Origin of the sequence: Nocardioides sp. QY071 (assembly GCF_029961765.1) — a bacterium.
Classification (GTDB): Bacteria; Actinomycetota; Actinomycetes; order Propionibacteriales; family Nocardioidaceae; genus Nocardioides.
Map to the genome: position 1 here is coordinate 1,928,526 of NZ_CP124681.1, position 23,714 is coordinate 1,952,239.

Annotated in this window: 21 protein-coding genes; 19 read left to right on the top strand and 2 right to left on the bottom strand. The window is 72.1% G+C overall.

What is annotated here, in order from left to right:
- Positions 1-66: 66 nt before the first annotated feature.
- The 4 genes from QI633_RS09260 to QI633_RS09275 are packed head-to-tail and all read left to right on the top strand — an operon-like array spanning position 67 to position 4,160.
- On the top strand, positions 67-1,125 hold the full coding sequence (locus QI633_RS09260; RefSeq protein ID WP_141799426.1) for a PhoH family protein: 1,059 nt from the start codon (positions 67-69) through the stop codon (positions 1,123-1,125).
- Complete coding sequence (gene ybeY / locus QI633_RS09265) at positions 1,122-1,580, top strand: rRNA maturation RNase YbeY (RefSeq protein WP_141799425.1); 459 nt, start codon at positions 1,122-1,124, stop codon at positions 1,578-1,580. Before QI633_RS09260 ends, ybeY begins: the two co-directional genes overlap by 4 nt.
- Positions 1,577-2,884 carry a hemolysin family protein gene (locus tag QI633_RS09270; protein WP_141799424.1) on the top strand — a complete coding sequence of 436 codons (1,308 nt, stop codon included), beginning with the start codon at positions 1,577-1,579 and terminating at the stop codon, positions 2,882-2,884. Before ybeY ends, QI633_RS09270 begins: the two co-directional genes overlap by 4 nt.
- A gap of 13 nt (positions 2,885-2,897) precedes the next feature.
- Positions 2,898-4,160 (top strand): hypothetical protein, encoded by a 1,263-nt coding sequence (locus QI633_RS09275; protein WP_141799423.1) that lies wholly within the window; start codon positions 2,898-2,900, stop codon positions 4,158-4,160.
- A gap of 4 nt (positions 4,161-4,164) precedes the next feature.
- Here the strand turns inward: QI633_RS09275 and QI633_RS09280 are convergent, their stop codons facing one another.
- Both QI633_RS09280 and QI633_RS09285 read right to left on the bottom strand, forming a co-directional pair.
- Positions 4,165-5,112 (bottom strand): MBL fold metallo-hydrolase, encoded by a 948-nt coding sequence (locus tag QI633_RS09280; RefSeq protein ID WP_282428770.1) that lies wholly within the window; start codon positions 5,110-5,112, stop codon positions 4,165-4,167.
- 11 nt (positions 5,113-5,123) lie between these two features.
- A complete protein-coding gene (locus tag QI633_RS09285; protein WP_282428771.1) occupies positions 5,124-5,411 on the bottom strand; it encodes a DUF1330 domain-containing protein in 288 nt (95 codons plus the stop codon).
- A 146-nt stretch (positions 5,412-5,557) separates the two neighbouring features.
- Here QI633_RS09285 and QI633_RS09290 point away from each other — a divergent pair, with 146 nt between their 5' ends.
- The 15 genes from QI633_RS09290 (at position 5,558) to QI633_RS09360 (ending at position 23,701) form a co-directional block, all read left to right on the top strand.
- Complete coding sequence (locus QI633_RS09290; protein ID WP_282428772.1) at positions 5,558-6,946, top strand: APC family permease; 1,389 nt, start codon at positions 5,558-5,560, stop codon at positions 6,944-6,946.
- Positions 6,943-8,571 (top strand): amidohydrolase, encoded by a 1,629-nt coding sequence (locus QI633_RS09295; protein WP_282428773.1) that lies wholly within the window; start codon positions 6,943-6,945, stop codon positions 8,569-8,571. The genes QI633_RS09290 and QI633_RS09295 overlap by 4 nt, the downstream gene beginning before the upstream one ends.
- Before the next feature lie 61 nt (positions 8,572-8,632).
- Complete coding sequence (locus QI633_RS09300) at positions 8,633-8,977, top strand: cytidine deaminase (RefSeq protein ID WP_282428774.1); 345 nt, start codon at positions 8,633-8,635, stop codon at positions 8,975-8,977.
- Between the two features lie 173 nt (positions 8,978-9,150).
- Positions 9,151-10,059 carry an ABC transporter ATP-binding protein gene (locus tag QI633_RS09305; RefSeq protein WP_141799418.1) on the top strand — a complete coding sequence of 303 codons (909 nt, stop codon included), beginning with the start codon at positions 9,151-9,153 and terminating at the stop codon, positions 10,057-10,059.
- Entirely contained in the window at positions 10,056-10,850 is a 795-nt protein-coding gene (locus QI633_RS09310) for an ABC transporter permease (protein ID WP_141799417.1), read from the top strand. Before QI633_RS09305 ends, QI633_RS09310 begins: the two co-directional genes overlap by 4 nt.
- Before the next feature lie 36 nt (positions 10,851-10,886).
- Positions 10,887-12,005 carry a histidine kinase gene (locus tag QI633_RS09315; protein ID WP_222117863.1) on the top strand — a complete coding sequence of 373 codons (1,119 nt, stop codon included), beginning with the start codon at positions 10,887-10,889 and terminating at the stop codon, positions 12,003-12,005.
- Positions 12,002-12,622: a response regulator transcription factor gene (locus tag QI633_RS09320; RefSeq protein ID WP_141799416.1), complete on the top strand. Its 621-nt coding sequence runs from the start codon at positions 12,002-12,004 to the stop codon at positions 12,620-12,622. The genes QI633_RS09315 and QI633_RS09320 overlap by 4 nt, the downstream gene beginning before the upstream one ends.
- A gap of 88 nt (positions 12,623-12,710) precedes the next feature.
- Positions 12,711-14,075: an FAD-binding oxidoreductase gene (locus tag QI633_RS09325; protein WP_141799415.1), complete on the top strand. Its 1,365-nt coding sequence runs from the start codon at positions 12,711-12,713 to the stop codon at positions 14,073-14,075.
- Complete coding sequence (locus tag QI633_RS09330; RefSeq protein WP_282428775.1) at positions 14,072-15,376, top strand: cyclopropane-fatty-acyl-phospholipid synthase family protein; 1,305 nt, start codon at positions 14,072-14,074, stop codon at positions 15,374-15,376. The genes QI633_RS09325 and QI633_RS09330 overlap by 4 nt, the downstream gene beginning before the upstream one ends.
- Positions 15,377-15,542: 166 nt before the next feature.
- On the top strand, positions 15,543-20,825 hold the full coding sequence (locus QI633_RS09335; RefSeq protein ID WP_282428776.1) for an Ig-like domain-containing protein: 5,283 nt from the start codon (positions 15,543-15,545) through the stop codon (positions 20,823-20,825).
- A 48-nt stretch (positions 20,826-20,873) separates the two neighbouring features.
- Positions 20,874-21,374, top strand: a complete 501-nt coding sequence (locus tag QI633_RS09340) for a tail fiber protein (RefSeq protein ID WP_282428777.1) — start codon at positions 20,874-20,876, stop codon at positions 21,372-21,374.
- 8 nt (positions 21,375-21,382) lie between these two features.
- Positions 21,383-21,907 (top strand): tail fiber protein, encoded by a 525-nt coding sequence (locus QI633_RS09345; RefSeq protein ID WP_141799411.1) that lies wholly within the window; start codon positions 21,383-21,385, stop codon positions 21,905-21,907.
- A 9-nt stretch (positions 21,908-21,916) separates the two neighbouring features.
- Positions 21,917-22,444 carry a tail fiber protein gene (locus QI633_RS09350; protein ID WP_282428778.1) on the top strand — a complete coding sequence of 176 codons (528 nt, stop codon included), beginning with the start codon at positions 21,917-21,919 and terminating at the stop codon, positions 22,442-22,444.
- 7 nt (positions 22,445-22,451) lie between these two features.
- Positions 22,452-23,270 carry a GNAT family N-acetyltransferase gene (locus QI633_RS09355; RefSeq protein ID WP_282428779.1) on the top strand — a complete coding sequence of 273 codons (819 nt, stop codon included), beginning with the start codon at positions 22,452-22,454 and terminating at the stop codon, positions 23,268-23,270.
- On the top strand, positions 23,267-23,701 hold the full coding sequence (locus tag QI633_RS09360; protein ID WP_282428780.1) for a twin-arginine translocation signal domain-containing protein: 435 nt from the start codon (positions 23,267-23,269) through the stop codon (positions 23,699-23,701). The genes QI633_RS09355 and QI633_RS09360 overlap by 4 nt, the downstream gene beginning before the upstream one ends.
- Positions 23,702-23,714 lie beyond the last annotated feature (13 nt).

The following is a 23,714-nucleotide window of genomic DNA, read 5'->3' on the forward strand; positions in this document are numbered from 1 at the left end:
GCCCCGCCACGTACCATGGAGAGGCCGCATCGTCGTCCCTGAAAGGCCGCCCGTCCTCGGGCATCCATGACCGACTCACTCCCCAACGCCACCGTCCCCGCAGCCACGCGCCCGGCACCCACCCGTCACACGGTGGTCGTGCCCAACAGCATCGACATGGTGACCCTGTTCGGGCCGGGCGACGAGCACCTCGGCATCATCGAGAAGCGGCTCGGCGTCACGATCCACGTCCGGGGCAACCGGATCACGCTGGCCGGTGACGTCCACGAGATCGAGCTGGCCGAGAAGCTGATCGACGAGCTGGTCGCGATCCTGCGCACCGGCCAGGGCATCACCGCCGAGGTCGTCGAGCGCGTCGAGGCGATGCTGCGCGTCCAGACCGCGACTTCCGAGCGGCCCGCCGACATCCTCTCGCTCAACATCCTGAGCAACCGCGGTCGCTCCATCCGGCCCAAGACGCTCAACCAGAAGCGCTACGTCGAGACCATCGACAAGCACACGATCACCTTCGGCATCGGTCCGGCCGGCACCGGCAAGACCTACCTCGCGATGGCCAAGGCCGTGCAGGCGCTGCAGGCCAAGCAGGTCAACCGGATCATCCTGACCCGCCCGGCGGTCGAGGCCGGCGAGCGGCTCGGCTACCTGCCCGGCACGCTCAGCGAGAAGATCGACCCCTACCTGCGCCCGCTCTACGACGCGCTGCACGACATGCTCGACCCCGAGTCGGTGCCTAAGCTGCTGGCCGCCGGGACCATCGAGGTGGCGCCGCTGGCCTACATGCGCGGTCGCTCGCTCAACGACTCCTTCATCATCCTCGACGAGGCGCAGAACACCACGCCCGAGCAGATGAAGATGTTCCTGACCCGGCTCGGGTTCGGCTCCAAGATCGTGGTGACCGGTGACGTCACCCAGGTCGACCTGCCGTCGGGCACCACGTCGGGCCTACGCATCGTGGAGAAGATCCTCGACGGCGTCGAGGACCTCGCGTTCGTACGGCTGACCAGCCACGACGTCGTCCGCCACCAGCTCGTGGCGCGGATCGTGGCGGCGTACGACGACTTCGATGCCAAGAAGGAATCGCAGAAGGTGGCCAGGAAGGCCGTCAAGAAGGGCGACCAGGAGTGACCATCGAGATCCTCGACGAGTCCGGAAGCGGTCTCGACGTGAAGCACTTCTCCCAGCTGGCGCGGTTCGTGATGGACCAGATGCGCGTCCACCCGCTCGCCGAGCTGTGCATCAAGGCGGTCGACGAGGACACCATCGCCGAGCTCAACGAGAAGTGGATGGAGAAGGAGGGCCCGACCGACGTGCTCGCCTTCCCCATGGACGAGCTGCGGCCCGGCCTGGTCAACGAGGAGCCCGAGGAGGGTGTGCTCGGCGACCTCGTGCTGTGCCCGGCGGTCGCCGAGCGACAGGGCGAGACGGCCGGCCACGGCACCCTCGCCGAGCTCGAGCTGCTCACCACCCACGGCATCCTGCACCTGCTCGGCTACGACCACGCCGAGCCGGAGGAGCACAAGGTGATGTTCGGCCTGCAGGACCAGCTGCTGGCCCAGTGGCGGGCCCAGCCGGCCACATGATAGCCGACAGTCTGTGGCCGCTGGGAGCAGCGGCTGTCCTGGTGGTGCTCGCGGGCCTGTTCGCCGCGGCGGACGCGGCGCTCGCCGGCTTCTCGCGCGCCCGCGCGCAGGAGATGGTGGGAGAGGGCAGGGCCGGCGCGCGGCGCCTCGTCGTCGTGCTCGAGGACGCGCCACGCCACCTCAACACCGCGCTGCTGCTGCAGCTGCTGTGCGAGATCGCGGCCATCGTCGTCGTCACGCTGTACGTCGACGACCGGCTCGACTCCTCCTGGTGGGCCCGTGCCGGCGTGGCCCTCGGGATCATGCTGGTGGTGTCCTTCGTCGTGATCGGCGTCGCGCCCCGCACCGTCGGCAGGCAGCACGCCGAGACGGTCGCGACCGTGTGCGCCTGGCCGCTGTCCGCGCTCACCACCGTGCTGGGCCCGATCCCGCGGCTGCTGATCCTGGTCGGCAACGCGATCACGCCCGGGCGCGGCTTCCGCGAGGGCCCGTTCCAGACCGAGACCGAGCTGCGCGAGCTGGTCGACATCGCGGAAGCCTCCGAGCTGATCGAGGCCGACGAGCGCAAGATGATCCACTCGGTCTTCGAGCTCGGCGACACCACCGTGCGCGAGGTGATGGTCCCGCGCGGCGACGTGGTCTACATCGAGTGCCACAAGAACCTGCGCCAGACCATGTCGCTGTTCCTACGCTCCGGCTTCTCGCGGGTCCCCGTCGTCGGTGAGAACCTCGACGACGTGCGCGGCATGGCGTACCTCAAGGACGTCGTCCGCCGCGACTTCGAGGCCCCGGACGTCGAGCTCACCCAGAAGGTCGAGGAGGTCATGCGACCCGCCATCTGGGTGCCCGAGTCGAAGCCGGTCGACGACCTGCTGCGCGAGATGCAGCTGCGCCGCCTCCACGTGGCGATCGTCGTCGACGAGTACGGCGGCACCGCCGGCCTGATCACCATCGAGGACCTGCTCGAGGAGATCGTCGGCGAGATCACCGACGAGTACGACGAGGCCGAGGTCGAGGTCGAGCACCTCGGTGACGGCATCGACGACCCGCACAGCAAGGTGCGGGTCTCCTCGCGCTACCCGGTCGACGACCTCGACGAGCTCTTCGGCTTCACGATCGAGGAGGAGGACGTCGACTCCGTCGGCGGCCTGCTCGCCAAGCACCTCGGCCGGGTCCCGATCCCGGGCTCGGTGGTCGAGGCGCACGGCCTGCGCTTCGAGGCCGAGCACGCCGCCGGGCGCCGCAACAAGATCGGCACCGTGCTCATCTCGCGCGTTCCGCAGGACGAGCCGATTGCCGAATGACAGGATGCGGGCCGTGCCTGTGCTGCGTCGAGCGGCGGTCCCGCTCCTGATCTGGGTGGCCGGCGCGACCTACTGCTGGTGGCGGATCCCCGTCGGCGCCCGCAACCGGATCTGGGCCGAGGACGGCGTGATCTTCCTGCAGGGCAGCCTCGACGGAGCCCCGGTCTGGCAGTCGTACGACGGCTACCTGCACGTCGTGCCCCGCCTGGTGACCGACCTGATCGCCGCCATGGTCCCGGTCGGCTGGTGGGACGTCGCGCTGACCCTCGCCGCCGTGGGCCTGGTCGGCCTGGTCGGTGCGCTGACCTGGCTGCTCACCGAGGACGTGATCGAACACCGCTGGGTCCGCGGCCTGGTCGCCCTCGCGCCGGCGCTGCTGCCGGGCGGCGCCGCCGAGGTGCTCGGCAACCTGGCGAACCTGCACGGCTTCGGGCTGTGGCTCGCGTTCTGGCTGGTGCTGCACCGCCCCGCCTCCCGCGCGGCTGCCCTCGCCTGGGCGGTCGCCGGGCTCCTGGTGGGGCTGACCGAGGTCGTCGTGGTCCTGCTCGCTCCGCTGATGGTCGTCGGCTGGCGCGACCGGCTGCGCTGGCTCCCGCGCGCCGGCCTGCTGCTCGGTGCCCTCGCCCAGATCGTGACGACAGTGCAGCACCCACGCCCGCCGCGTGGCGACATCGACTGGTCGCTCCCCGGGCTCGTGGTGGGCTTCGCCGGCCAGTCCGGTTCGGCCCTGTGGGCCGACACCGTCGAGCCCGCGGCCCGGATCGTCGACGAGGTGGGCCCGGCGGGTGCCTTCCTGCTCCTGCTGCCGGCGGCGGTCTCCCTCGCACTGGTGCTGCGACGCGGCAGCGGCATCCAGCGCACGGCCGCCGTCGGCCTGGTCCTCCTCGCCGGCCTGGTGTGGAGCGCCAGCCTGGCCGCGAACGCCTATCCGATGACGTTCGCCGGCTGGAGCGGCGACGACTGGCGAGCCGGCGGGCTTCTCCGCTACGCGGCGTCGTCGGGCCTCTTCCTGTTCGCCGTGCCCCTGCTCGCCCTGGACCTGGCCCGGACCCGCGCGCACCACCTCGTCAGCGCGGCGGTCGTCCTCGTCGTGCTGACCGTCGCGGTGCTCGCGGCCCGGCCCGCCCTCGTGGTACGCGACCAGGGGCCGGCCTGGCCGACGACCGCCGAGTTCTCGACGCTGTGTGCAGCCGCGGACCGGAGCGTGGTGGTCCAGGTCGCGCCCGACCTGTCCAACTGGAGGGTGCGGGTGCCCTGCGACCGCGTCGATCGCTGAGCTGTCAGCGGCCGAGCAGCACCCACGGGTCCTCGCGCCGCCACACGGTGGGGAAGTGCAGCCCGACCCGCTGCTCGTCCGCGAGGCGACCGAGCACAGCCATCGTCGCGTCCAGGTCGTCGCCGAGGTACGGCAGCGCCCGCAGGGGCCTGTCCAACGGACGGAAGAAGTCGTCCCAGTGGATGAGCACGACCTGCCGGGCGCCGACCGCCTCGACCGTCTCGGCCCAGTACTCCGCGATGTACGCCTCGTCCTGCACTCCGAGCTGCCCGATCCCGAGATAGGCGACGTCGGCGTGCCGGCCGGCGAGCGCCCCGGGCCGGAACCCGGCGCTGCCCTGGACCAGGGCGCTGCGACCGCTGTCGTGCTCGACCAGGATCGACCAGGCCTCGCCGCACCGGTAGGCGTCGGTCCTCACCGGCGGTACGACGGGCGCCGTGATCGTGCCCGGGTACCGGTCCGGCGGGCAGTGCTCGCCCTCGACCCAGGTCAGCCGGAAGCCGCCGACGGTCATCGGCTCGCCCGGCACGACCACGTCGATCCGGTCGTCGGGGAGCCCGCCGCCGCGGCCGACCTGGGCGACCGACGTACCGCCGGCGAGGCGGGCGCCGGTGCGCCGCGCCACGACGGCGGAGTCCATCACGTGGTCGAAGTGGGTGTGGACCGGTGCGACCACGGCCACCCGGTCGATGCCCGCGCGGGCCAGGGTCGCCTCGATCTGCGCCTCGTCGGGGGCGAGCCGTCCGAGTGCGACGCGGGGGAGGGAGGGCCGGGAGAAGAAGCCGTCGGTGAGCACGGCGGTGGTGCCGTCCTCGAACAGCAGGGTCGCGACGCCGAGGAAGGTCACCGTGGGGCCGTCGGGCCGCGCGGACGCCTGTGGCAGGCCGAAACTGTCGGCGTACCGGCCGATCTCAGGGCGCCCCAGCCGCAGCCGCAGGCTCAGGGACCGCACGCGTGGCCGCCTCAGGCGCCCGGGACGATCCGGATGTCGCGCTCGGCACCGTCACCGAGGGCGGCCAGCGCCTCCTGGTAGGCCGGGGTGTCGTGGGCCGCCCGGGCCGCCTCGACGCTGTCGAACTCGATGAGCACGGCACGCTCGTGCAGTCCGGCCTCGTAGACCTGCTCCGGCAGGCCGCGAGCGAGGAACCGGCCGCCGGCGGCCGTCAGTGCCGGGACGGACAGGGCGGCGTAGGCGGCCATCTTCTCGGCGTCGGTGATGGCGCGGTAGCTGCTGATCCAGTAGGCGGGCATGCCGCCATCCTGCCGCAGCCTGCTCCGCCGCACGGCAGCGGAGGGCGCCGGCACGTCCGAGGGGTGGGACGACCATTGACCCTGACTGACCGTTCAGTCACGGTGGTCCACGTCACATTTGTACGTCATTCAAAGTCGAGGTTGCGATGACCACTGTCTCCCCCTCCGAGCCCGTCGACCCGGTCGAGCTCACCGCGCCGGTGGCCGGCCTGACACCCGTCCTGGGCGTCAAGGCCGCGATCCTGCTGACCATCTCGTGCATCACCCCGGCGTCGAGCCTGTTCATCATCGTGCCGACGCTGCTGGCCTCCCAGGGCTCGGGCGTGGTGCTGACGATCCTGGCCGGCGTCCTGGTCTCGGTGGGCGTCGGCGCCTGCTACGCAGAGCTGGGCACTCGCACGCCCAGCTCCGGCGGCGAGTACGCGATGGTCACGCACACGCTCGGGCGCCGCCTCGGCTGGCTGACCTTCGTGCTGACCTGCGCGACGCTCGTCGTCATCCCGCCGGTGATCGCCCTGGGCACCGCCGACTACCTCGCGCCCGTCCTCAGCCTCGACCGGGCCACCACGGGTGCCGTCGTCATGCTGCTCGCCACCGCAACCGCGGTGCTCGACATCAAGGCCAACGCGATCGTCACCAGCGCCTTCCTCGCCATCGAGACCCTCGCCGCCGCGGTCGTCGCCTACCTCGGCTTCACGCACAGCGAGCGCAGCGTCAGCACGCTGTGGCACCCCCAGGCGCTCGATGGCGCCGGGCACCTCGCACCGTTCTCCCTCGGCATCCTCCTCTCCGGCCTCGCCGTGGCCATGTTCGTCGCGAACGGGTTCGGCACCGCGTCCTACCTGGCCGAGGAGATCATCGACCCCCGACGCAATGTCGCCCGCGCCGTCTTCGGGTCGCTGTTCATCGGGTCGCTGATCATCGTGATCCCCACCGCGGCGACGGTGCTCGGCGTCGCGGACCTGCGCGACCTGGCGACCGGCACCTTCCCGGACTTCGTCACCGCCTGGGGCGGCTCGCGGGTCTCCGCCGCGATCAGCGTCGGCATCGCCGTCGCGATCCTGAACGCGGTCATCGTGATGGTGCTCCAGAACGGCCGCGTCATCTACGCCTCGGCGCGCGACCGCGCCTGGCCCGACGCCGTCAACAAGCGGCTGAGCCGGCTGCACCCACGCTTCAACTCCCCGGCCGCCGCCACCCTCGTGATCAGCCTGCCCGGTGCCGTACTGGCCTACCTGGTCGACATCGAGTCGCTCCTCGGCGTCACCTCGGTCACCGTCTCCGCGGTCTACCTGCTGCTCGCGCTCGCCGGCCTCGCTGTCCGCCGTACGCCGCACCCCGGCTGGCGGATGCCGCTGTGGCCGCTCCCGTCGGTGCTGGTGATCCTGGGGGTCGGGTACGCGCTGCTCGAGTCCGCGCGCGCCGACCTGCTCATCGTCGGCGGCATCGTGCTCGCCGCCCTCGCCTACGACCAGCTCTACCTGCAGCCGCGCCGCGACACCCACTTCGTGGTCGACGCCAAGGAGGACCGATGAGTATCGACACCCTGCTCACCGGCGGCATCGTGCGGCCGCTGGCCGGCGAGCGCACCGTCGTCGACAGCATCGCCCTCGCCGGCGACCGCATCGCCTGGGTGGGCGACCTCGCCGACGCGCCGGACGACGTACGGCGCGCTGCCCGGAACGTCGACCTCGCCGGACGCACCGTCCTGCCCGGCTTCGTCGACGCCCACAACCACGTGCGCCTCGGGTCCGACGCCGCCTGCGCCCAGCTGGCCGGTGCGGAGACCCTCGACGAGGTCGCGCGCCGGCTCCGCGACTGGTGCGCAGCCAACCCGGGCGAGGGCTGGGTGGAGGGAGAGGGCTACGGCTATGCGGGGCTCGAGGACGGCGCCCACCCCACCGCCGCGATGCTCGACGCCATCGTCGCGGACCGGCCTGCCGCGGTGTTCAGCTACGACGTCCACACGCTGTGGCTCAACACCGCGGGCCTCGAGGCCCTCGGCGTCACCGCGGCCGACCAGCCGTTCGGCACCGCCGAGCTCGACGACCGGGGTCGGCCCACCGGCTTCGTCGCGGACTTCGCGGTCAAGGGCCTGGCCCGCGCCGGCATGCGCGCGCTGAAGGAGCGCGGCCTGCCGTGGGCGAGCACCGACCGGCAGTACGAGCGACTGCTGACGAGCCTCGACCTCGCCGTCGCCAGCGGCATCACCACCGTCGTCGAACCGCAGAACTCGCCCGACGACCTCGCCCTGTTCGAGCGCGCCCGCGACGAGGGCCGCCTCGGGCCGCGCCTGGTCCTGGCGATGTTCCACCCGCCGACCACCACCGACGCCGACCGCGCCGAGTTCAAGGCACTCGCATCGACGTACGCCGACGACCGGATCCGAGTCGGGCCGCTCAAGCTCTACATCGACGACGTCGTCGAGCCGCACACCGCGGCGCTGCACGAGCCGTACGCCAACGAGCCCGACACGCGGGGCCGCACCTACTACGACCCGGCCGTCTTCGCCGACCTGGTCACCCGCCTCGACGCGGAGGGCTTCCAGCTGTTCGTGCACGCCACCGGCGACCGCGGCATCACGACGGTCCTCGACGCGGTCGAGGCGGCGCGCACCGCGAACGGCCCCAGGGACGCTCGCCACCAGGTCGTCCACGTCGAGTGCCTGCGGCGCAGCGACCTGCCCCGGTTCGCCGAGCTCGGCGTGGTCGCGTGCATGCAGCCGCGTCACGCGAGCCCGGAGATCGCCGGCCCCGGCCACGCCTGGGCCGAGGCGGTCGGCGAGGCCCGCTGGCACCAGGCCTGGCCGCTGCGCTCGCTGCAGGAGCACGGCGCGGTGCTCGCCTTCTCCAGCGACTGGAACGTCGCGGAGATGGAGCCGATGGTCGGCGTCCAGTGCGCCGTCACCCGCGCCCCGCTCGACGGCGGCACGCCCTGGCAGCCCGAGGAGGCGGTCACCGTGGACGAGGCGATCCGCGGCTACACCCTCGGCAGCGCCACCTCCGTGCACCTCGAGCACGACCGCGGCACGCTCGAGCCCGGCAAGCTTGCCGACCTCGTCGTCCTGGACCGTGACCCGTACGACGTACCGCCGGGTGAGCTGGCCGGGGTCGCTGTCCACGAGACCTGGGTAGCGGGGGAGCGGGTGCACCGGGCCTGACCCGGGGGGCCTGACGCGACCTGGCGGGACCGGGGCGGTCGGGCTCTGGAACACTCGTCCTATGCCCGACCTCTCCGCCGAGGACCACAAGCTCGTCACCCTCGCCCGCGCCACCCGGGCCCGCATCCAGGCCGCCGAGGGCGCCGCCGTCCGCGACTCCGACGGCCGCACGTATGCCGCCGCCACCGTCGACCTGCCCTCCCTGCAGCTGACCGCGGTCCAGGCCGTCGTCGCCATGGCCGTCGCCTCGGGCTCGACCGGCGTCGACGCCTGCGTGGTGCTCGGCGACGCGCAGGACCTCACCGAGCCCGACGCGGCCGTGCTGGGGGACTTCGCCGGCGCGAGCGGCGTCGTCGTGCACGTCGGTGACGCGCGCGGCACCATCTCCGCGACCGTCTCGCCCTGACCCGACCCGAGCCTGGACGACGAAACTGGCGCTGGGACGAGGATGCTTCCTCGTCCCAGTGCCAGTTTCACCGGCCGGCCGGTGAAACTCCCGAGCCGGCCATGACAGATGTCATGCCCCGGTCGTGACGACTGCCAGAGGTACCGGGCCCCGCAGCCGACGAGGCTGGGAGCATGACGACGACCACGAACCTGTTGGCGGTCCGGCTGGCCGGGGTGACCAAGGACTTCGGCCAGGTGCAGGCGGTGCGGGGGATCGACCTCGAGCTGCACCCGGGCGAGATCGTGGCCTTCCTCGGCCCGAACGGGGCGGGCAAGACCACGACCATCGACATGGTGCTCGGCCTGAGCCGACCCACGACCGGCACCGTCGAGGTGCTCGGCCTCGAGCCGCGCAAGGCGATCGCCCGCGGCCTGGTGTCGGCCGTGATGCAGACCGGCGGCCTGCTCAAGGACCTCACCGTGCGCGAGACCGTGGCCTACACGGCCAGCCTGTTCGCCGACACCCGGCCGGTGGACGAGGTGCTCGAGCGGGCCGGGATCAGCGGCATCGCCGAGCGCCGGGTCGGGAAGTGCTCGGGCGGTGAGCAGCAGCGGTTGCGGTTCGCGATGGCGCTGCTCTCGGACCCGGCTCTGCTGCTCCTCGACGAGCCCACGACCGGCATGGACGTCGAGGGCCGACGCTCGTTCTGGAGCGCGATCCGCGCGGACGCCGCCACCGGCCGCACCGTCATGTTCGCGACCCACTACCTCGAGGAGGCCGACCAGTACGCCGACCGGATCGTCCTCATCAGCAAGGGCCGGGTCGTCGCCGACGGCACCGGTCCCCAGATCCGGGCGCTCGCCTCGGGACGCACGATCCGCGCCTGGCTGCCGGGCGCCGACAACACGGCGGTCGCCGCGATCACCGCGCTGGGCGGCGTCGACCACGTCGACCTGCGCGGCGAGTCGGTGACCATCCACGCCAAGGACAGCGACTCGGTCGCCCGCTACCTGCTGACCGAGACCGACGCCCGCGACGTCGAGATCACCGCCCAGGGCATCGAAGAGGCCTTCCTCAGCCTGACAGGAGACAACGCATGAGCACGAGCGCCACGAGCACCATCGACCCGACCACCCGCCGGGTCCCGCCGCTGGGCGGGTTCAACCCGACCGTGCTGCGCATCGAGCTGCGCCGGATGCTGCGCAACCGCCGCACCATCATCTTCACGCTGCTCTTCCCCGGCGCGATGTTCCTCGCCTTCGGCGGCCAGCACGGCTGGCAGGACAAGGTCGGCGACGGCAACGTCGCGGCGTACATCCTCGCCTCCATGGCGCTCTACGGCTCCGCCCTCACCGCAGCCGCCGGCGGCTCGATGGTCGCCCTCGAGCGCTCCCTCGGCTGGTCGCGCCAGCTGCGCCTCACCCCTCTCAACCCGGTCGTCTACATCCTGATGAAGGCCCTCGTCGCGCTGGTCATGGGCGGACTCGCGATCGCCGCGGTCAACCTCGTGGGCATCCTCCAGGGCAAGGCGCAGATGCCGACCCACGTCTGGGTCGAGTGCGCCGTCGTCACGCTCTTCTGCACGCTGACCTTCGCCGCCCTCGGCGTCTTCATCGGCTATGTCGTCCCCGGCGAGAACGCCATGCAGATCCTCGGTCCCGGCCTGGCCCTCCTCTCCTTCCTCGGTGGTGTCTTCGTCCCGCTCGACAACTATGCGGAGACGGTCCGACAGATCGCCTACTGGACGCCGATGTACGGTGTCGCCGAGATCGCCCGGTGGCCGCTGACCCACGAGCTGCCCTGGTACGCCGTCGTCAACGCGGTCGCCTGGTTCGCGCTGTTCGTGGCCGGCGCGGCGTGGCGGATGAGCAAGGACACCGCCCGGGTCTGACCCGGGCCCGGCCGAGAAGGACCAGCGGGGGCTAACGTGACGACCGTGGAGACGCCGGGCCAGGACGCGACGCCGCGCCCACTGGGCAGGCTCGGGCCGATGTTCGCGGCCATCTGGCTGGCCTTCCTCCTCGACCCGGCCCGCGCCGCCTGGAGCGACCTGCCGGCGCCGCGCGCCTGGCTGGGGCTGGTCGCGACCCTCGTGTTCGCGGGGACCTACCTGTGCCTGTGGATCGCCATGCGCGCCGACCGGGCCCGGCTGGTCCAGGTACCGCCGCTGGGGACCCGGCTGGTGTGGACGGCCGCCCTGGCCGGCCTGGCGGGGGTCATGGTCGCCGCCCTCGGCCAGGTCGGCACGGCCAGCGTGGTCTACCTCGCCGTCACCGTGGTGATGCTCTACCCCGCGGTGGTCTTCGTGCCGACGGTGGCCGCGCTCGCGGCGGCGGTCCTGGTCACCGGCGTCACCGTGCCCGGCTGGGAGCACAGTCCGTGGCTGGCCTTCTCGATCATCGCCGCGTCGCTGGCCGTCTTCGGTGTGCGCTCGATGATGAACCGCAACGTCGAGCTGATCCGGGCCCACGCCACCAACGCCGAGCTCGCCGCCGAGGGCGAGCGCAACCGCCTGGCGCGCGACCTGCACGACATCCTCGGCCACTCGCTGACCGTCATCACGATCAAGGCCGAGCTCGCCGGACGGCTCTTCGACGCCGATCCCGAGCGCGCGCGGCAGGAGATCGGTGACCTGGAGCGGTTGAGCCGCGACGCCCTGGCCGACGTACGACGGGCGGTGGAGGGCTATCGCGAGCTGACCCTGCCCGGCGAGCTCGCCCGGGCCCGGACGGCGCTCGAGGCCGCCGAGATCGAGGCCCGCCTGCCCAACAGCACCGACGAGGTCCCCAGCGAGCTGCGCGAGCTGTTCGCGTGGACGGTGCGCGAGGGCGTGACCAACGTGGTCCGGCACTCCGGTGCCCGCCGCTGCGAGGTGCTGCTCGCGCCGGGCCGGGCGGAGGTCCGTGACGACGGCACCGGGCCGGGCGCCGTACCGTCGCGCGGGTCGGGGCTCAACGGCCTGCAGGAGCGCGCCACCGCGCTCGGTGCCCGACTGGTCACCACTCGGCTCGATCCCGGCTGGTCCCTGGCGGTGGTCGTCGAATGACCGGTCGAACGGGCATCCGCCTGCTCCTCGCCGACGACCAGGCCCTGGTCCGCGGCGCCCTGTCCGCCCTGCTCGGCCTCGAGCCCGACCTCGAGGTGGTCGCCGAGGTCGGCACGGGCGAGGACGCCGTCAGCGCCGCCGCCGAGCACACGCCCGACGTCGCCCTGCTCGACGTCGAGATGCCCGGCATGGACGGGATCGCCGCCTGCGCGGCGGTGCGCGAGGCGAGTCCCGGCACCCGGGTCCTCATCGTCACGACCTTCGGCCGTCCCGGCTACCTGCGCCGCGCCCTGCAGGCCGGTGCCTCGGGGTTCGTCGTCAAGGACACCCCGGCGCCCCAGCTCGCCGACGCCGTACGACGCATCCACCGGGGCCTGCGCGTCGTCGACCCGGCGCTGGCCACGGACTCGCTGCTGACGGGGGAGTCGCCGCTGACCGCCCGGGAGACCGACGTGCTGCGTGCGGCTCGCGACGGGGCTTCGGTCGCGGCGATCGCGGGAGAGCTCTTCCTCTCCGAGGGCACCGTGCGCAACCACCTCTCTGCGGCGATCGGCAAGACCGGCGCGACCAACCGCACCGAGGCGGTTCTCGTCGCCGTCGGGAATGGCTGGCTGTGAAAACCACTTGGCCTTGGCAGACGCCACTGGTTGAGTGAGGTCAACCACCCGGCTGCCCGTTGTCCGAGGACAGGAGTATTTTCGCAACATGGCAAACCGCTCTTGGGAGGAGCACGCGCGGGCCGTCCAGCGGCTCTCCGACTCCTACGCCGCGATCCCCGCCGGCCAGCCGGTCCGCCTCGCGAAGCGGACGACCAACCTGTTCCGCGCCCGCGCGGCCACCACCGCGCCGGGTCTCGACGTCAGCGGCCTCGCCGGCGTGATCGAGGTGCTGCCCGACGGACCTGACGGCCCGGTCGCCGAGGTCCAGGGCATGTGCACCTACGAGGACCTGGTCGACGCGACCCTGCCCCACGGCCTGGTGCCCCACGTCGTCCCGCAGCTGCGCACGATCACTCTCGGCGGCGCCGTGACCGGCCTCGGCATCGAGTCGACCAGCTTCCGGCTCGGGCTGCCCCACGAGTCGGTGCTCGAGATGGACGTCTTCACCGGCAGCGGCCAGGTCGTCACCACGCGCCCCGGCGACGACCTCTTCGACAGCTTCCCCAACTCCTACGGCTCGCTCGGCTACGCGACCCGGCTGCGGATCAAGCTGGCACAGGTGCCGCCGTACGTCGCCCTGCGCCACCTGCGCATCGACGATGCCGACCTGCTCGCCAAGACGATCGCCGAGATCGCCGCGACCCAGGAGTACGACGGAGAGCCGGTCCACGGTCTCGACGGCGTCTCCTTCGGCCCCGGCGAGCACGTCCTGACGCTGGCGAGGTGGACCGACGAGCCGGGCGCGACGTCCGACTACGCCGGGCAGCAGATCTACTACCGCTCGCTGCAGACCTGCGACCGCGACCGGCTCACCTTCCACGACTACCTGTGGCGATGGGACACCGACTGGTTCTGGTGCTCGGGCGCCTTCGGCGCGCAGAACCCGCGGATCCGCCGGTTCTGGCCGCGCCGCTACCGGCGCTCCGACGTCTACATGCGCATGCTCCACCTCGACCGCCGCTTCGGCATCGCCGACCGGCTGGACGCTCGCGCCGGCCGCCCGCTGCGCGAGCGGGTGGTGCAGGACATCGAGGTCCCGGTCGAGCGGCTGGGCGAGTTCCTGGCCTGGTTCGACGAGGAGATCGGGATGCGGCCGGTCTGGCTGTGCCCGCTGGCGACCACCCGGCCCTGGCCGCTCTACCCGCTCGAGGCCGGCAAGGTCTACGTCAACGTGGGCTTCTGGGGCACCGTCCACGTCGGACCCGACGCGGTCGACGGCCCGCGCAACCGTGCGATCGAGGCGAAGGTCCACGAGCTCGGCGGCCACAAGTCGCTCTACTCCGACGCCTTCTACGACAAGGACACCTTCGACGCGCTCTACAACACCGCCCGGCTCGCGGCGGTCAAGCGCGTCCACGATCCCGACGACCGACTGACCACTCTCTACGACAAGGCGGTGAGGAGCCGATGACGGCCCCGACGTTGCACGCTGGCAAGGGCATTGCTCCCACGATCGCATCCCTGTTCCCCGGGGGGCTGCCCCTGTGGCTCAAGGCGTACGACGGGTCCTCCGCGGGGGACCTCGACCTGCCGTACGGCATGGAGCTGGTCAGCGAGCGCGGCCTCTCCTACATCATGACCGCGCCCGGCGACCTCGGCCTGGCGCGGGCCTACGTCGCCGGCGACCTGGTCCTGCACGGGGCCCACCCCGGCGACCCGTACCCCGCGTTCTCGCTGCTGAAGGACCACACCGACTTCGGCATCCCCGGCCCACTCGAGCTGGTCGGCATCCTGCGCTCCCTCGGTCTCAGCCACCTCGTCCCGCCGCCGCCCCCGCCGCAGGAGCACCTGCCCGCCTGGCGCAACCGCCTCGAGGGGCTGCGTTCACTCAGCTGGTGGGGACGCCACTCCCAGGAGCGCGACGCGGACGCGATCCACCACCACTACGACGTCTCGAACGCCTTCTACGAGCACGTCCTCGGTCCCTCGATGACCTACACCTGCGCGGTCTACCCGACCGACGACGCCACCCTCGAGGAGGCGCAGGCCCACAAGTACGACCTGGTCTGCCGCAAGCTCGACCTGCAGCCCGGCCAGCGCCTGCTCGACATCGGCTGCGGCTGGGGCGGGATGGTGCGCCACGCGGCCCGGCACTACGGCGTCAAGGCGCTCGGCGTGACGCTCTCGCGCGAGCAGGCCACCTGGGCCCAGGAGGAGATCAAGAAGCAGGGCCTCGACGACCTCGCCGAGGTGCGCCACTGCGACTACCGCGCCGTCGAGGAGGGCGACTTCGACGCGGTCAGCTCGATCGGTCTCACCGAGCACATCGGCATCGCCAACTACCCGGCGTACTTCTCCTTCATGCGCGACAAGCTCAAGCCCCAGGGCCGGATGCTCAACCACTGCATCACCCGCCACGACAACATCGACCGGCGCACGGGTGCCTTCATCGACCGCTACGTCTTCCCCGACGGCGAGCTCGCCGGCTCCGGCACGATCGTCACGGCGGTCGAGGACGCGGGTCTCGAGGTGCAGCACCACGAGAACTTCCGCGTCCACTACGCGAAGACCCTCGCCGGCTGGTGCCAGAACCTCGCCGACAACTGGGACGCCTGCGTCGCCGAGACCGACGAGGGCACCGCCCGGGTGTGGGGCCTCTACATGGCCGGCTCCCGGATCGCCTTCGAGCGCAACGAGATCCAGCTCCACCACGTGCTCGCGACGCGCACCGACGACGGGGCGAGCGGCTACCCGCTGCGGCACGAGTTCTGACCTCGCCGCACCGCACGCCACGACGACCCGGGACCTAGGTCCCGGGTCGTCGCGTTCTCGTCCGCGCCGGTTCCGCAGGTGCCAGACTCCTCGACCTGGGGGCGGTGCTGCGTCGTGCGCACTGGACGACAACACAGCTTGGGGAACGATCATGACGATCGGTCGTGTGGCGAGGCACGCAGTGGCAGCGACGAGCTGGGTCGGAACCGGGTTGCTCCTGGTCGTCTCGGCCTTCCCGGCCACGGCGGTCGCGCCAGGCATCCCGGCACGCAGCTCCTGCACGATCGCCGGCACCCCCGGCCCCGACGTGCTGGTGGGCACCTCCGGACGCGACGTCATCTGCGGCCTGGGTGGCAACGACCGCATCTCCGGCGGCGGTGGTGACGACGCCATCAGCGGGGGTCCCGGCGACGACGTGATCGACGGGGGAGCCGGCGACGACCTCGTCTGGGGGAGCAGCGGTGACGACGTGCTGCGCGGCGGCGGCGGTGCCGACCGGCTGTTCGGCGGCGCGGGCGACGACACACTCCGCGGCGCGGCGGGCGACGACCAGCTGCACGGTGGCCCCGGCGGCGATGTCCTGCGGGGCGGACCCGGGGCCGACGCCCTGTACGGCGGGCGCGGCGACGACCGGCTCGACGGCGGCCCGGGCGCCGACGACCTCGGCTGCGGCAGGGGCGCCGACACGGCCGTGGGTTCGCCCGACGACGACCTCGGCCGCAGTTGCGACGACGACGCCACCCCGCCCGTCACGCCGGAGCCGCCGAACGCGCCCGGCGCACCCGTCGCCGTCGACGACACCGTGGTGACCGACGAGGACACCGTCCTCGAGCTGCCCGTGAGCGGCGCCGGCAGCCCGGTCGCGAACGACACCGACCCCGACGGCGATCCGCTGAGCGTGACCTCGGTGGCCGGACCCGTCGGCGGCGCGGTGGTGCTCACGGGCGGCGTCATCCGATTCACGCCCCTGGCCGACCTGTGCGGCACCGGTGCCGGACGGTTCGACTACACCGTCGGCGACGGGACCGGTCGCACCGACGCCGGCCGGGTCACGGTCGACATCACCTGCCAGCCCGACGACCCGACGGCCGTCGACGACGTCACGACGGTCGGCGAGGACGCCGCGGCGACCACCGTGGACGTGCTCGGCAACGACGCCGACATCGACGGCGATCCGCTCGCCATCGCGTCGGTGACCCAGCCGGGCGACGGCACCGTCGTCATCACCGGTGGCGGGACCGGCCTGACCTACCAGCCGGACGCCGACTTCTGCACGGACCCGCCGGGGACGACCCCCGACACGTTCACCTACACGCTCACACCGGGCGGCGCCACGGCGACCGTCTCGGTGCAGGTGACCTGCGTCGACGACCCGCCGGTCGCCGTCGCGGACAGCGACACCGTCAGCGAGGACGCGTCGGCCAGCGCCGTCGACGTCCTGGCCAACGACACCGACACCGACGGTGGCCCCCGGAGCATCGTGTCGGTGACCCAACCGGGCCACGGCACCGTCGCGATCACCGGCGGCGGTGCGGGCCTGACCTACCGTCCCGCGGCCGACTACTGCACCACCGGGGCCGGCGGGAGCGCCGACACGTTCACTTACACGATCTCCGGAGGCTCGTCCGCCTCGGTCGCCATGACCGTCACCTGCGTCGACGACCTGCCGATCGCCGTCGACGACAGCGAGACGGTGCTCGAGGACGCCGCCGCGACCCCGTTCCTCGTCCTCGGCAACGACACGGACGCCGACGGCGACGCGTTCACCATCGGGTCGGTCACGCAGCCCACCAACGGCGTCGTGGTGATCACCGGGGGCGGCACCGGTCTGACCTATGCGCCGTCCGCGGACTACTGCAACAGCGCCCCCGGAGGAGCGGCAGACACGTTCACCTACTCCCTGGCCCCTGGCGGGGACTCCGCGACCGTCACCGTCACCGTGACCTGCGTGGCGGACGCGGCGACCGCCGTCGCCGACACTGCCACGGTGAGCGAGGACAGCGGCGCGACTGCCGTATCCGTGCTCGCCAACGACCTCAACCCCGACGGACTCACCCTGTCGATCACCAGCGTGACCCAGCCGGCCAACGGCGTCGTGGTCATCACCGGCGGCGGCACCGGGCTGACCTACGCGCCCACTGCCAACTACTGCAACACCCAGCCCGGGGGCACCCCCGACAGCTTCACGTACACGATCACCGGCGGCACGACCGCCTCGGTCGCCATGACCGTCACCTGCGTCGTGGACCCGTCGGTCGCCGTCGACGACGACGTGACGATCACGGAGGACCAGGCCGGTCCGCTCACGGTGATGGTCAACGACCAGATCGGCGACGACTCGCCGCAGATCATCTCGGTCACCCAACCGGCCGACGGCACCACGACCACGAACGGCTCCACGGTCGGGTACACGCCCCACGCGAACTACTGCAACACGCAGGCCGGCGGGACGGCCGACACGTTCACGTACACGATCACCGGCGGCAGCACCGCGACCGTGGCCGTGACCGTCACCTGCGTCAACGACGCCCCGACGGTCGCGCCGCTCACGCTGAGCGAGGCCGCCGTGGGCAACACTGTCCTGGTCGTCGACGACCCGACCGACGGCGTGCCCTCCGCGGCCGGCCCCCGCAAGACCACGACCGCCGATGTGCTGTCCGGTGCGGACGACGCCGAGACGCCTGGCACGGTCACGGTCGTCGCGGCCACCGTCAGCACGACCCAGGGCGGATCGGTGACGCTGCAGGCCGACGGGGACTTCGTCTACACCCCGCCCGCCGGCTGCATCGCCAGCGACGGCTTCAGCTACCAGGTCACCGACAACGACCCCGACGGCGCTGCCACCGGCACCGGCACGGTGACGATCCCGCTCAGCGGCTGCGTCTGGTACGTCGCCAACAACGGCGCCGGCGACAGCGGCACCTCCACCGAGCCCTTCGACACGCTCGCCCAGGCCCAGACCGCTTCGGGCACCGACCAGACCATCTACGTCGACGCCGGCGACGGCACCAGCACCGGGTACGCCGCCGGGATCACCCTGAAGACGAACCAGCGGCTCCTCGGCGAGGTCGAGGACCTCGTCGTCGACGGCGTCACCCTGAGCACCGGCGTCGCCGGGCAGCGGCCCCTGATCACGGCGAGCGGGACCGACGTGGTGACCCTCGCGGCCGGCAACACCGTCGCGGGCCTGACCCTCGACCCGTCCGGCACCAGCAGCGGCATCGCCGGTGCGGCCGGGGACTCGGGCGGCGTGCTGCGGAACCTGCGCGTCGTGGACACCGGCACCGCCGGCACCAGGGCCGGCATCTCGCTGGTGAGCACGACCGGCGCCTTCTCGCTGCAGGACGTGGTCATCGACAACACCGCAACCTCCGGCTCGGGCGGGGCCGCCGGGCTACAGATGCAGGGCACCGGCGCCGTGAGCGTCCAGACCGCCGACGTGCGGACCAAGGGCGGCCCGGCGGTCGACCTGACGAACGCGGCCGGCTCCACCCTCTCCTTCGGCGAGGTGACCTCGACGGGCAGCACGACCAAGGGCGTCAACCTCGACGGCCTCGGCAGCGGCACGTTCAGCGCCACCAGCGGATCCGTCTCCGGCGCCCAGGTCATGGCGTTCGACGTCAACGCCGGAAGCGGTGCGATCACCTACCCCGGCCCGATCACCGACGGAACGGGCGGCACCCTCGAGGTGACGGGACGTTCCGGCGGGACGATCACCCTCAGCGGCTCGCTCACCGACGGCGCGGACGCCGGCGGCGGCATCGCCCTCAGCAGCAACACCGGCGGCACCACGGTTCTCAGCGGCGCCGCCAAGACGCTCAGCACCGGTGCGAGTACCGCGGTGTCGATGACGTCGAGTGCCGGCCACACGCTCACCATCACCGGCGGCGGCCTCGCCGTGACCACCACCACCGGCGACGGCATCCGGGCCGCCTCCAGCGGCACTATCGCGGTGACCGGCACCGGGAACACGATCAGCTCGGGTGCCGGACGCGCGCTGTGGGTCACCTCCACCGGCATCGGTGCCACCGGGCTGACCTTCGCCCGGATCGACTCCACCGGTGGCGCCGGCGGCATCCTGCTCGCCGACACCGGCAGCGCCGGATCGCTCACCGTCACCGGCACCGGCGGCACGTGCACCGCGGCGAACACCAGCGGGTGCACCGGCGGCACGGTCAGCGGCAGCACCGGCGCCGACAGCTCGAGCAGCACACCCGACGGTGCCGGCGTCGTCCTGAGCAACACGAAGGCGCCGTCGCTGACCCGCATGTGGATCCACGACCACAGCAACTACGCGATCCGCGGGTCCGGCGTCTCCGGCCTGACCCTCGCCAACAGCGTGGTCAACGGGACCAACGGGACCACCGGAGCAACGCCGTACGACGACTCGGCGATCCTGCTGCAGAACGCCACGGGCGCGGTCTCGGTCACCGACACCCACGTCAGCGGCGGGGTCGAGGACGGCCTGCGCGTCGACAACACGAGCGGCTCGGTCACCCTGACCGTCGACCACGTCACGTTCGGAGCCAACGGCGCGCTCACCGCCAACGACGCCCTGTCGATCATCACCGAGCCGGGCGCGGGCGCAGTGGACGCCACGATCACCGCCAACACGTTCAGCAGCGCCGCGGGAGACCTGCTCGGCGTCGACCTCAACGGCACCGGGACGTCGTCCCTGACGGTCACCGGCAACACCCTCTCGAACAGCCACCCGGCGATCGCCACCGGCGGCGGTGGCGTGTCGATCTTCCAGAGCGGCACCGGCGGCAACGCGACGATGGACGTCGAGAACAACACCTTCCGCGACGCCGTCGGGCCCGGTGTGCTGATCGTCAAGCGGGTCGGCATCGCCGTCCAGCAGGGCCTGTTCAAGAACAACACCATCGGTGTCAGCGGTGTGGCCAACTCGGGCTCGGCCGAGGGCTCGGCGCTCAAGCTCCAGCAGATGGGTGGGGGAGTGTCGACCTGGTCGGTCACCGGCAACGCGATCCGCCAGTACAACAACTTCGGTGTCGAGGTCCTCGCCGGTGGCGGGGCCGACCCGGAGTCCGGCTTCGTGAACACCACGGTCACGGGCAACACGGTGGCGGAGCCCGGCACGACCCTCAGCACGCTGGCGATCCCGAAGAACGGCATCCACTACAACATCGGCACGCAGATCGGCGACAGCTTCACGGCCTGCGCCGACGTACGGACCAACGACGTCGCAGCGAGCGGGTTCGACCAGGCCGGCCCGGCGTCGACGTACGACATCCGAGTGCGGCAGCGCCAGGCGACCACTGTCCAGCTCCCGGGCTACGCCGGAGCGGCGGGGGACACCACCGCGGTGCAGACCTTCCTGGTGGCCAACAACCCGACCGGAGGGCCGACCGCCGCGGCGAGCAGCACGTTCCCCACGGGCGCCGGCTTCGTCAACGTCGCGTCCTGCCCCGCCCCGGCGGTCCCATGAGCCGTCAGCCGTTCCCCGTCCACCGCCCCACGACCGCCAGGAGACCCCGTGGCTGAGCCCTTCCTCTCCGAGATCCGGCTGATGTCGTTCAACTTCCCGCCCCAGGGCTGGGCGCTGTGCAACGGCCAGTTCCTGCCGATCAACCAGAACCAGGCCCTCTTCTCACTGCTCGGCACGACGTACGGCGGCAACGGGCAGACCACCTTCGCCCTGCCCGACCTGCGTGGCCGCGTGCCGATCCACATGGGCGGCGGGTTCACCCTCGGCCAGACCGGCGGCCAGGAGGCCCACACGGTGACCGTCGGCGAGCTCCCGGCCCACACCCACGCGGTCCGGGTCTCGGCCACCTCGACCGGCGGCACGGCCAGCCCGGCCGGCGCGTACCTCGGCGGCGCCAACAACGCCTACCGATCGGGTCCGGCGTCGACCTCCCTGAACCCGGCATCCGTGACGTCCGTCGGCGGGAGCCAGCCGCACGAGAACCGTCAACCGTTCCTGACCCTGAGCTTCTGCATCGCGCTCCAGGGCATCTTCCCGAGCCAGACCTAGGAGAACCGGTGGCACAACCCTATGTCGGTGAGATCCGGATGTTCGCGGGCAGCTTCGCCCCCGCCGGTTGGGCGTTCTGCAACGGGGCAGTACTCCCCATCAGCGAGAACGACGTCCTCTTCCAGTTGATCGGCACCACCTACGGTGGCGACGGCCAGGAGACCTTCGCGCTGCCCAACCTGCAGAGCCGCATCCCGATCCACATGGGCACCAGCACCGCGACCGGGACCACCTACCAGATCGGCGAGACCGGCGGCGTCGAGACGGTCACCCTGAGCACGCAGCAGATCCCGAACCACACGCACGCGCTGACGGCCGTGGGCGGCCAGCCGGGCAACCAGGTGTCCCCGGCCGGCAACCTGCCCGCGATGTCGCTCAACGTCGTCCCGTTCATCAACGACGTGCCCAACGGCAGCTTCGCAGCGGGCGCGATCGACCCGGTGGGCGGCTCCCAGCCGCACGAGAACATGCAGCCGTTCCTGTGCGTGAGCTTCATCATCTCCCTGTTCGGCATCTTCCCGAACCCGACCTGAGGACGGATCATGGCCGACCCCTTCGTTGCGGAGATCCGCATCTTCCCCTTCAACTTCGCCCCCAAGGGCTGGGCGTTCTGCGACGGTCAGCTGCTCCCGATCTCCCAGAACACCGCGCTGTTCTCGCTGCTCGGCACGTTCTACGGTGGCGACGGGAAGTCGACGTTCGCGCTGCCGAACCTGCAGGGCGCGGCGCCGCTGGGCCAGGGGCAGGGACAGGGGCTCTCCGAGCGGTTCCTCGGCGAGGCCTCCGGGTCGGAGACGGTCACCCTGATCCAGTCCGAGATCCCCGTGCACACCCACACCCTGCGCGCCGACACGGCCGACCTCGCGGACACCAGCACGCCGAACCCGAACGCCTCGTTCGCCCTGTCCTCGGGCGGCACGCTCTACCAGTCCGCGCCGACCGCGGCCGACTCGCTGGCCCTCTCGGCGCTGTCCGTCGCCGGTGGGTCGCTGCCCCACAACAACATGCAGCCCTACCTGACCTTCAACTTCTGCATCGCGCTGCAGGGCGTGTTCCCGCCGCGCGGATGAGGCTGCGATGACCACCCTGACCGTGCACGGCCGGGCCGTCCGGCTGCGGCCGGCGACAGCAGCGGACACCCCGCTCCTGGTCGAGGTGTACGCCGCCGGCCGGGCCGACGAGCTGGACCGGGCGAGCTGGCAGCCGGGGCAGCGCGAGGCCTTCGAGCGGATGCAGTTCGACCTCCAGGACCGGCAGTACCGGACCGCCCACCCACAGGGGTCCTTCGACGTCGTGGAGGTCGACGGACAGCCCGCCGGTCGGCTCTACGTCTCCGAGCGGTCCGAGGACATCCGCATCGTCGACATCGCCCTGCTGCCGGCGTTCCAGGGGCAACGGATCGGCAGCGCGCTACTGCGTGCCGTGACGGACCGCGCCGCCGCCGACGGCCGCACCGTCAGCCTGCACGTCGAGACCGGGCACCGGGCGAGTGCCCTCTACGAGCGCCTGGGCTTCCGGCAGGTCGAGGACCGAGGGATCCGGCGTCTCCTCGAGTGGCGCTCAGGCGAACGCGGCCTGGTAGCGGAGGCCCCCGGCGTCGCCGCCGACGGGGACCAGGAAGAGCGCGATCACGCCGAGGCCGGCGTGGCTGAGGTCGCGGGTGCCCTGGCCGAGCGCGGGCTGCGCTGGGCCGGAGAACACCAGAGAGAACTGCCGCCGCGGGGTGCCGTCCGGGCCGGGCCCGCCGAGCTCCGCGCCGAGCGTGGCCTCCGCGAGCGTGAGGGTGACCTCGGCGTCATCCGCGACGGTCGTCGTGAACGGCTCGCCCACGAGGCCGGAGAAGTCGTCGAAGTCCAACCACGCAGTCATGCAGCCAGCCTAGGAGAGCCTCGATGACCGAGCTGACCCGCCGTACCGTCCTCGGGGCGACCGCCACCGGTGTCGCCGTGGCCGCGGTCGGCCTCACGCCGCCGCCCGCGGTCGCCGTACCGGACCTGGTGGTCGGACCGTCCGAGGTCGCCGAGCGCGCGATCACCCGGGACGCGAAGCTGTACCGACGCAAGCGGTTCACGAAGCACAGCAAGGCGCGGTTCACCGTGACCGGGCCGGGGGTCCGGCTCAGGATGAAGCTGGTCGACATCTCCAACATCCCGCTGGTCACCAAGGGCTCCAACCGCAGCTTCGAGCTGACCTTCACCACGAAGCGACCCGGCCCCGGGCAGGGGACATACTCTCTCAGGCGCCGCAAGTTCCGCCGGACCTCGCTGTTCCTGGTGCCCACCGACGCCACGCACCGGCGCTACCGGGCCACGATCAACAACCGCTGAGTGGGTGTCGCGC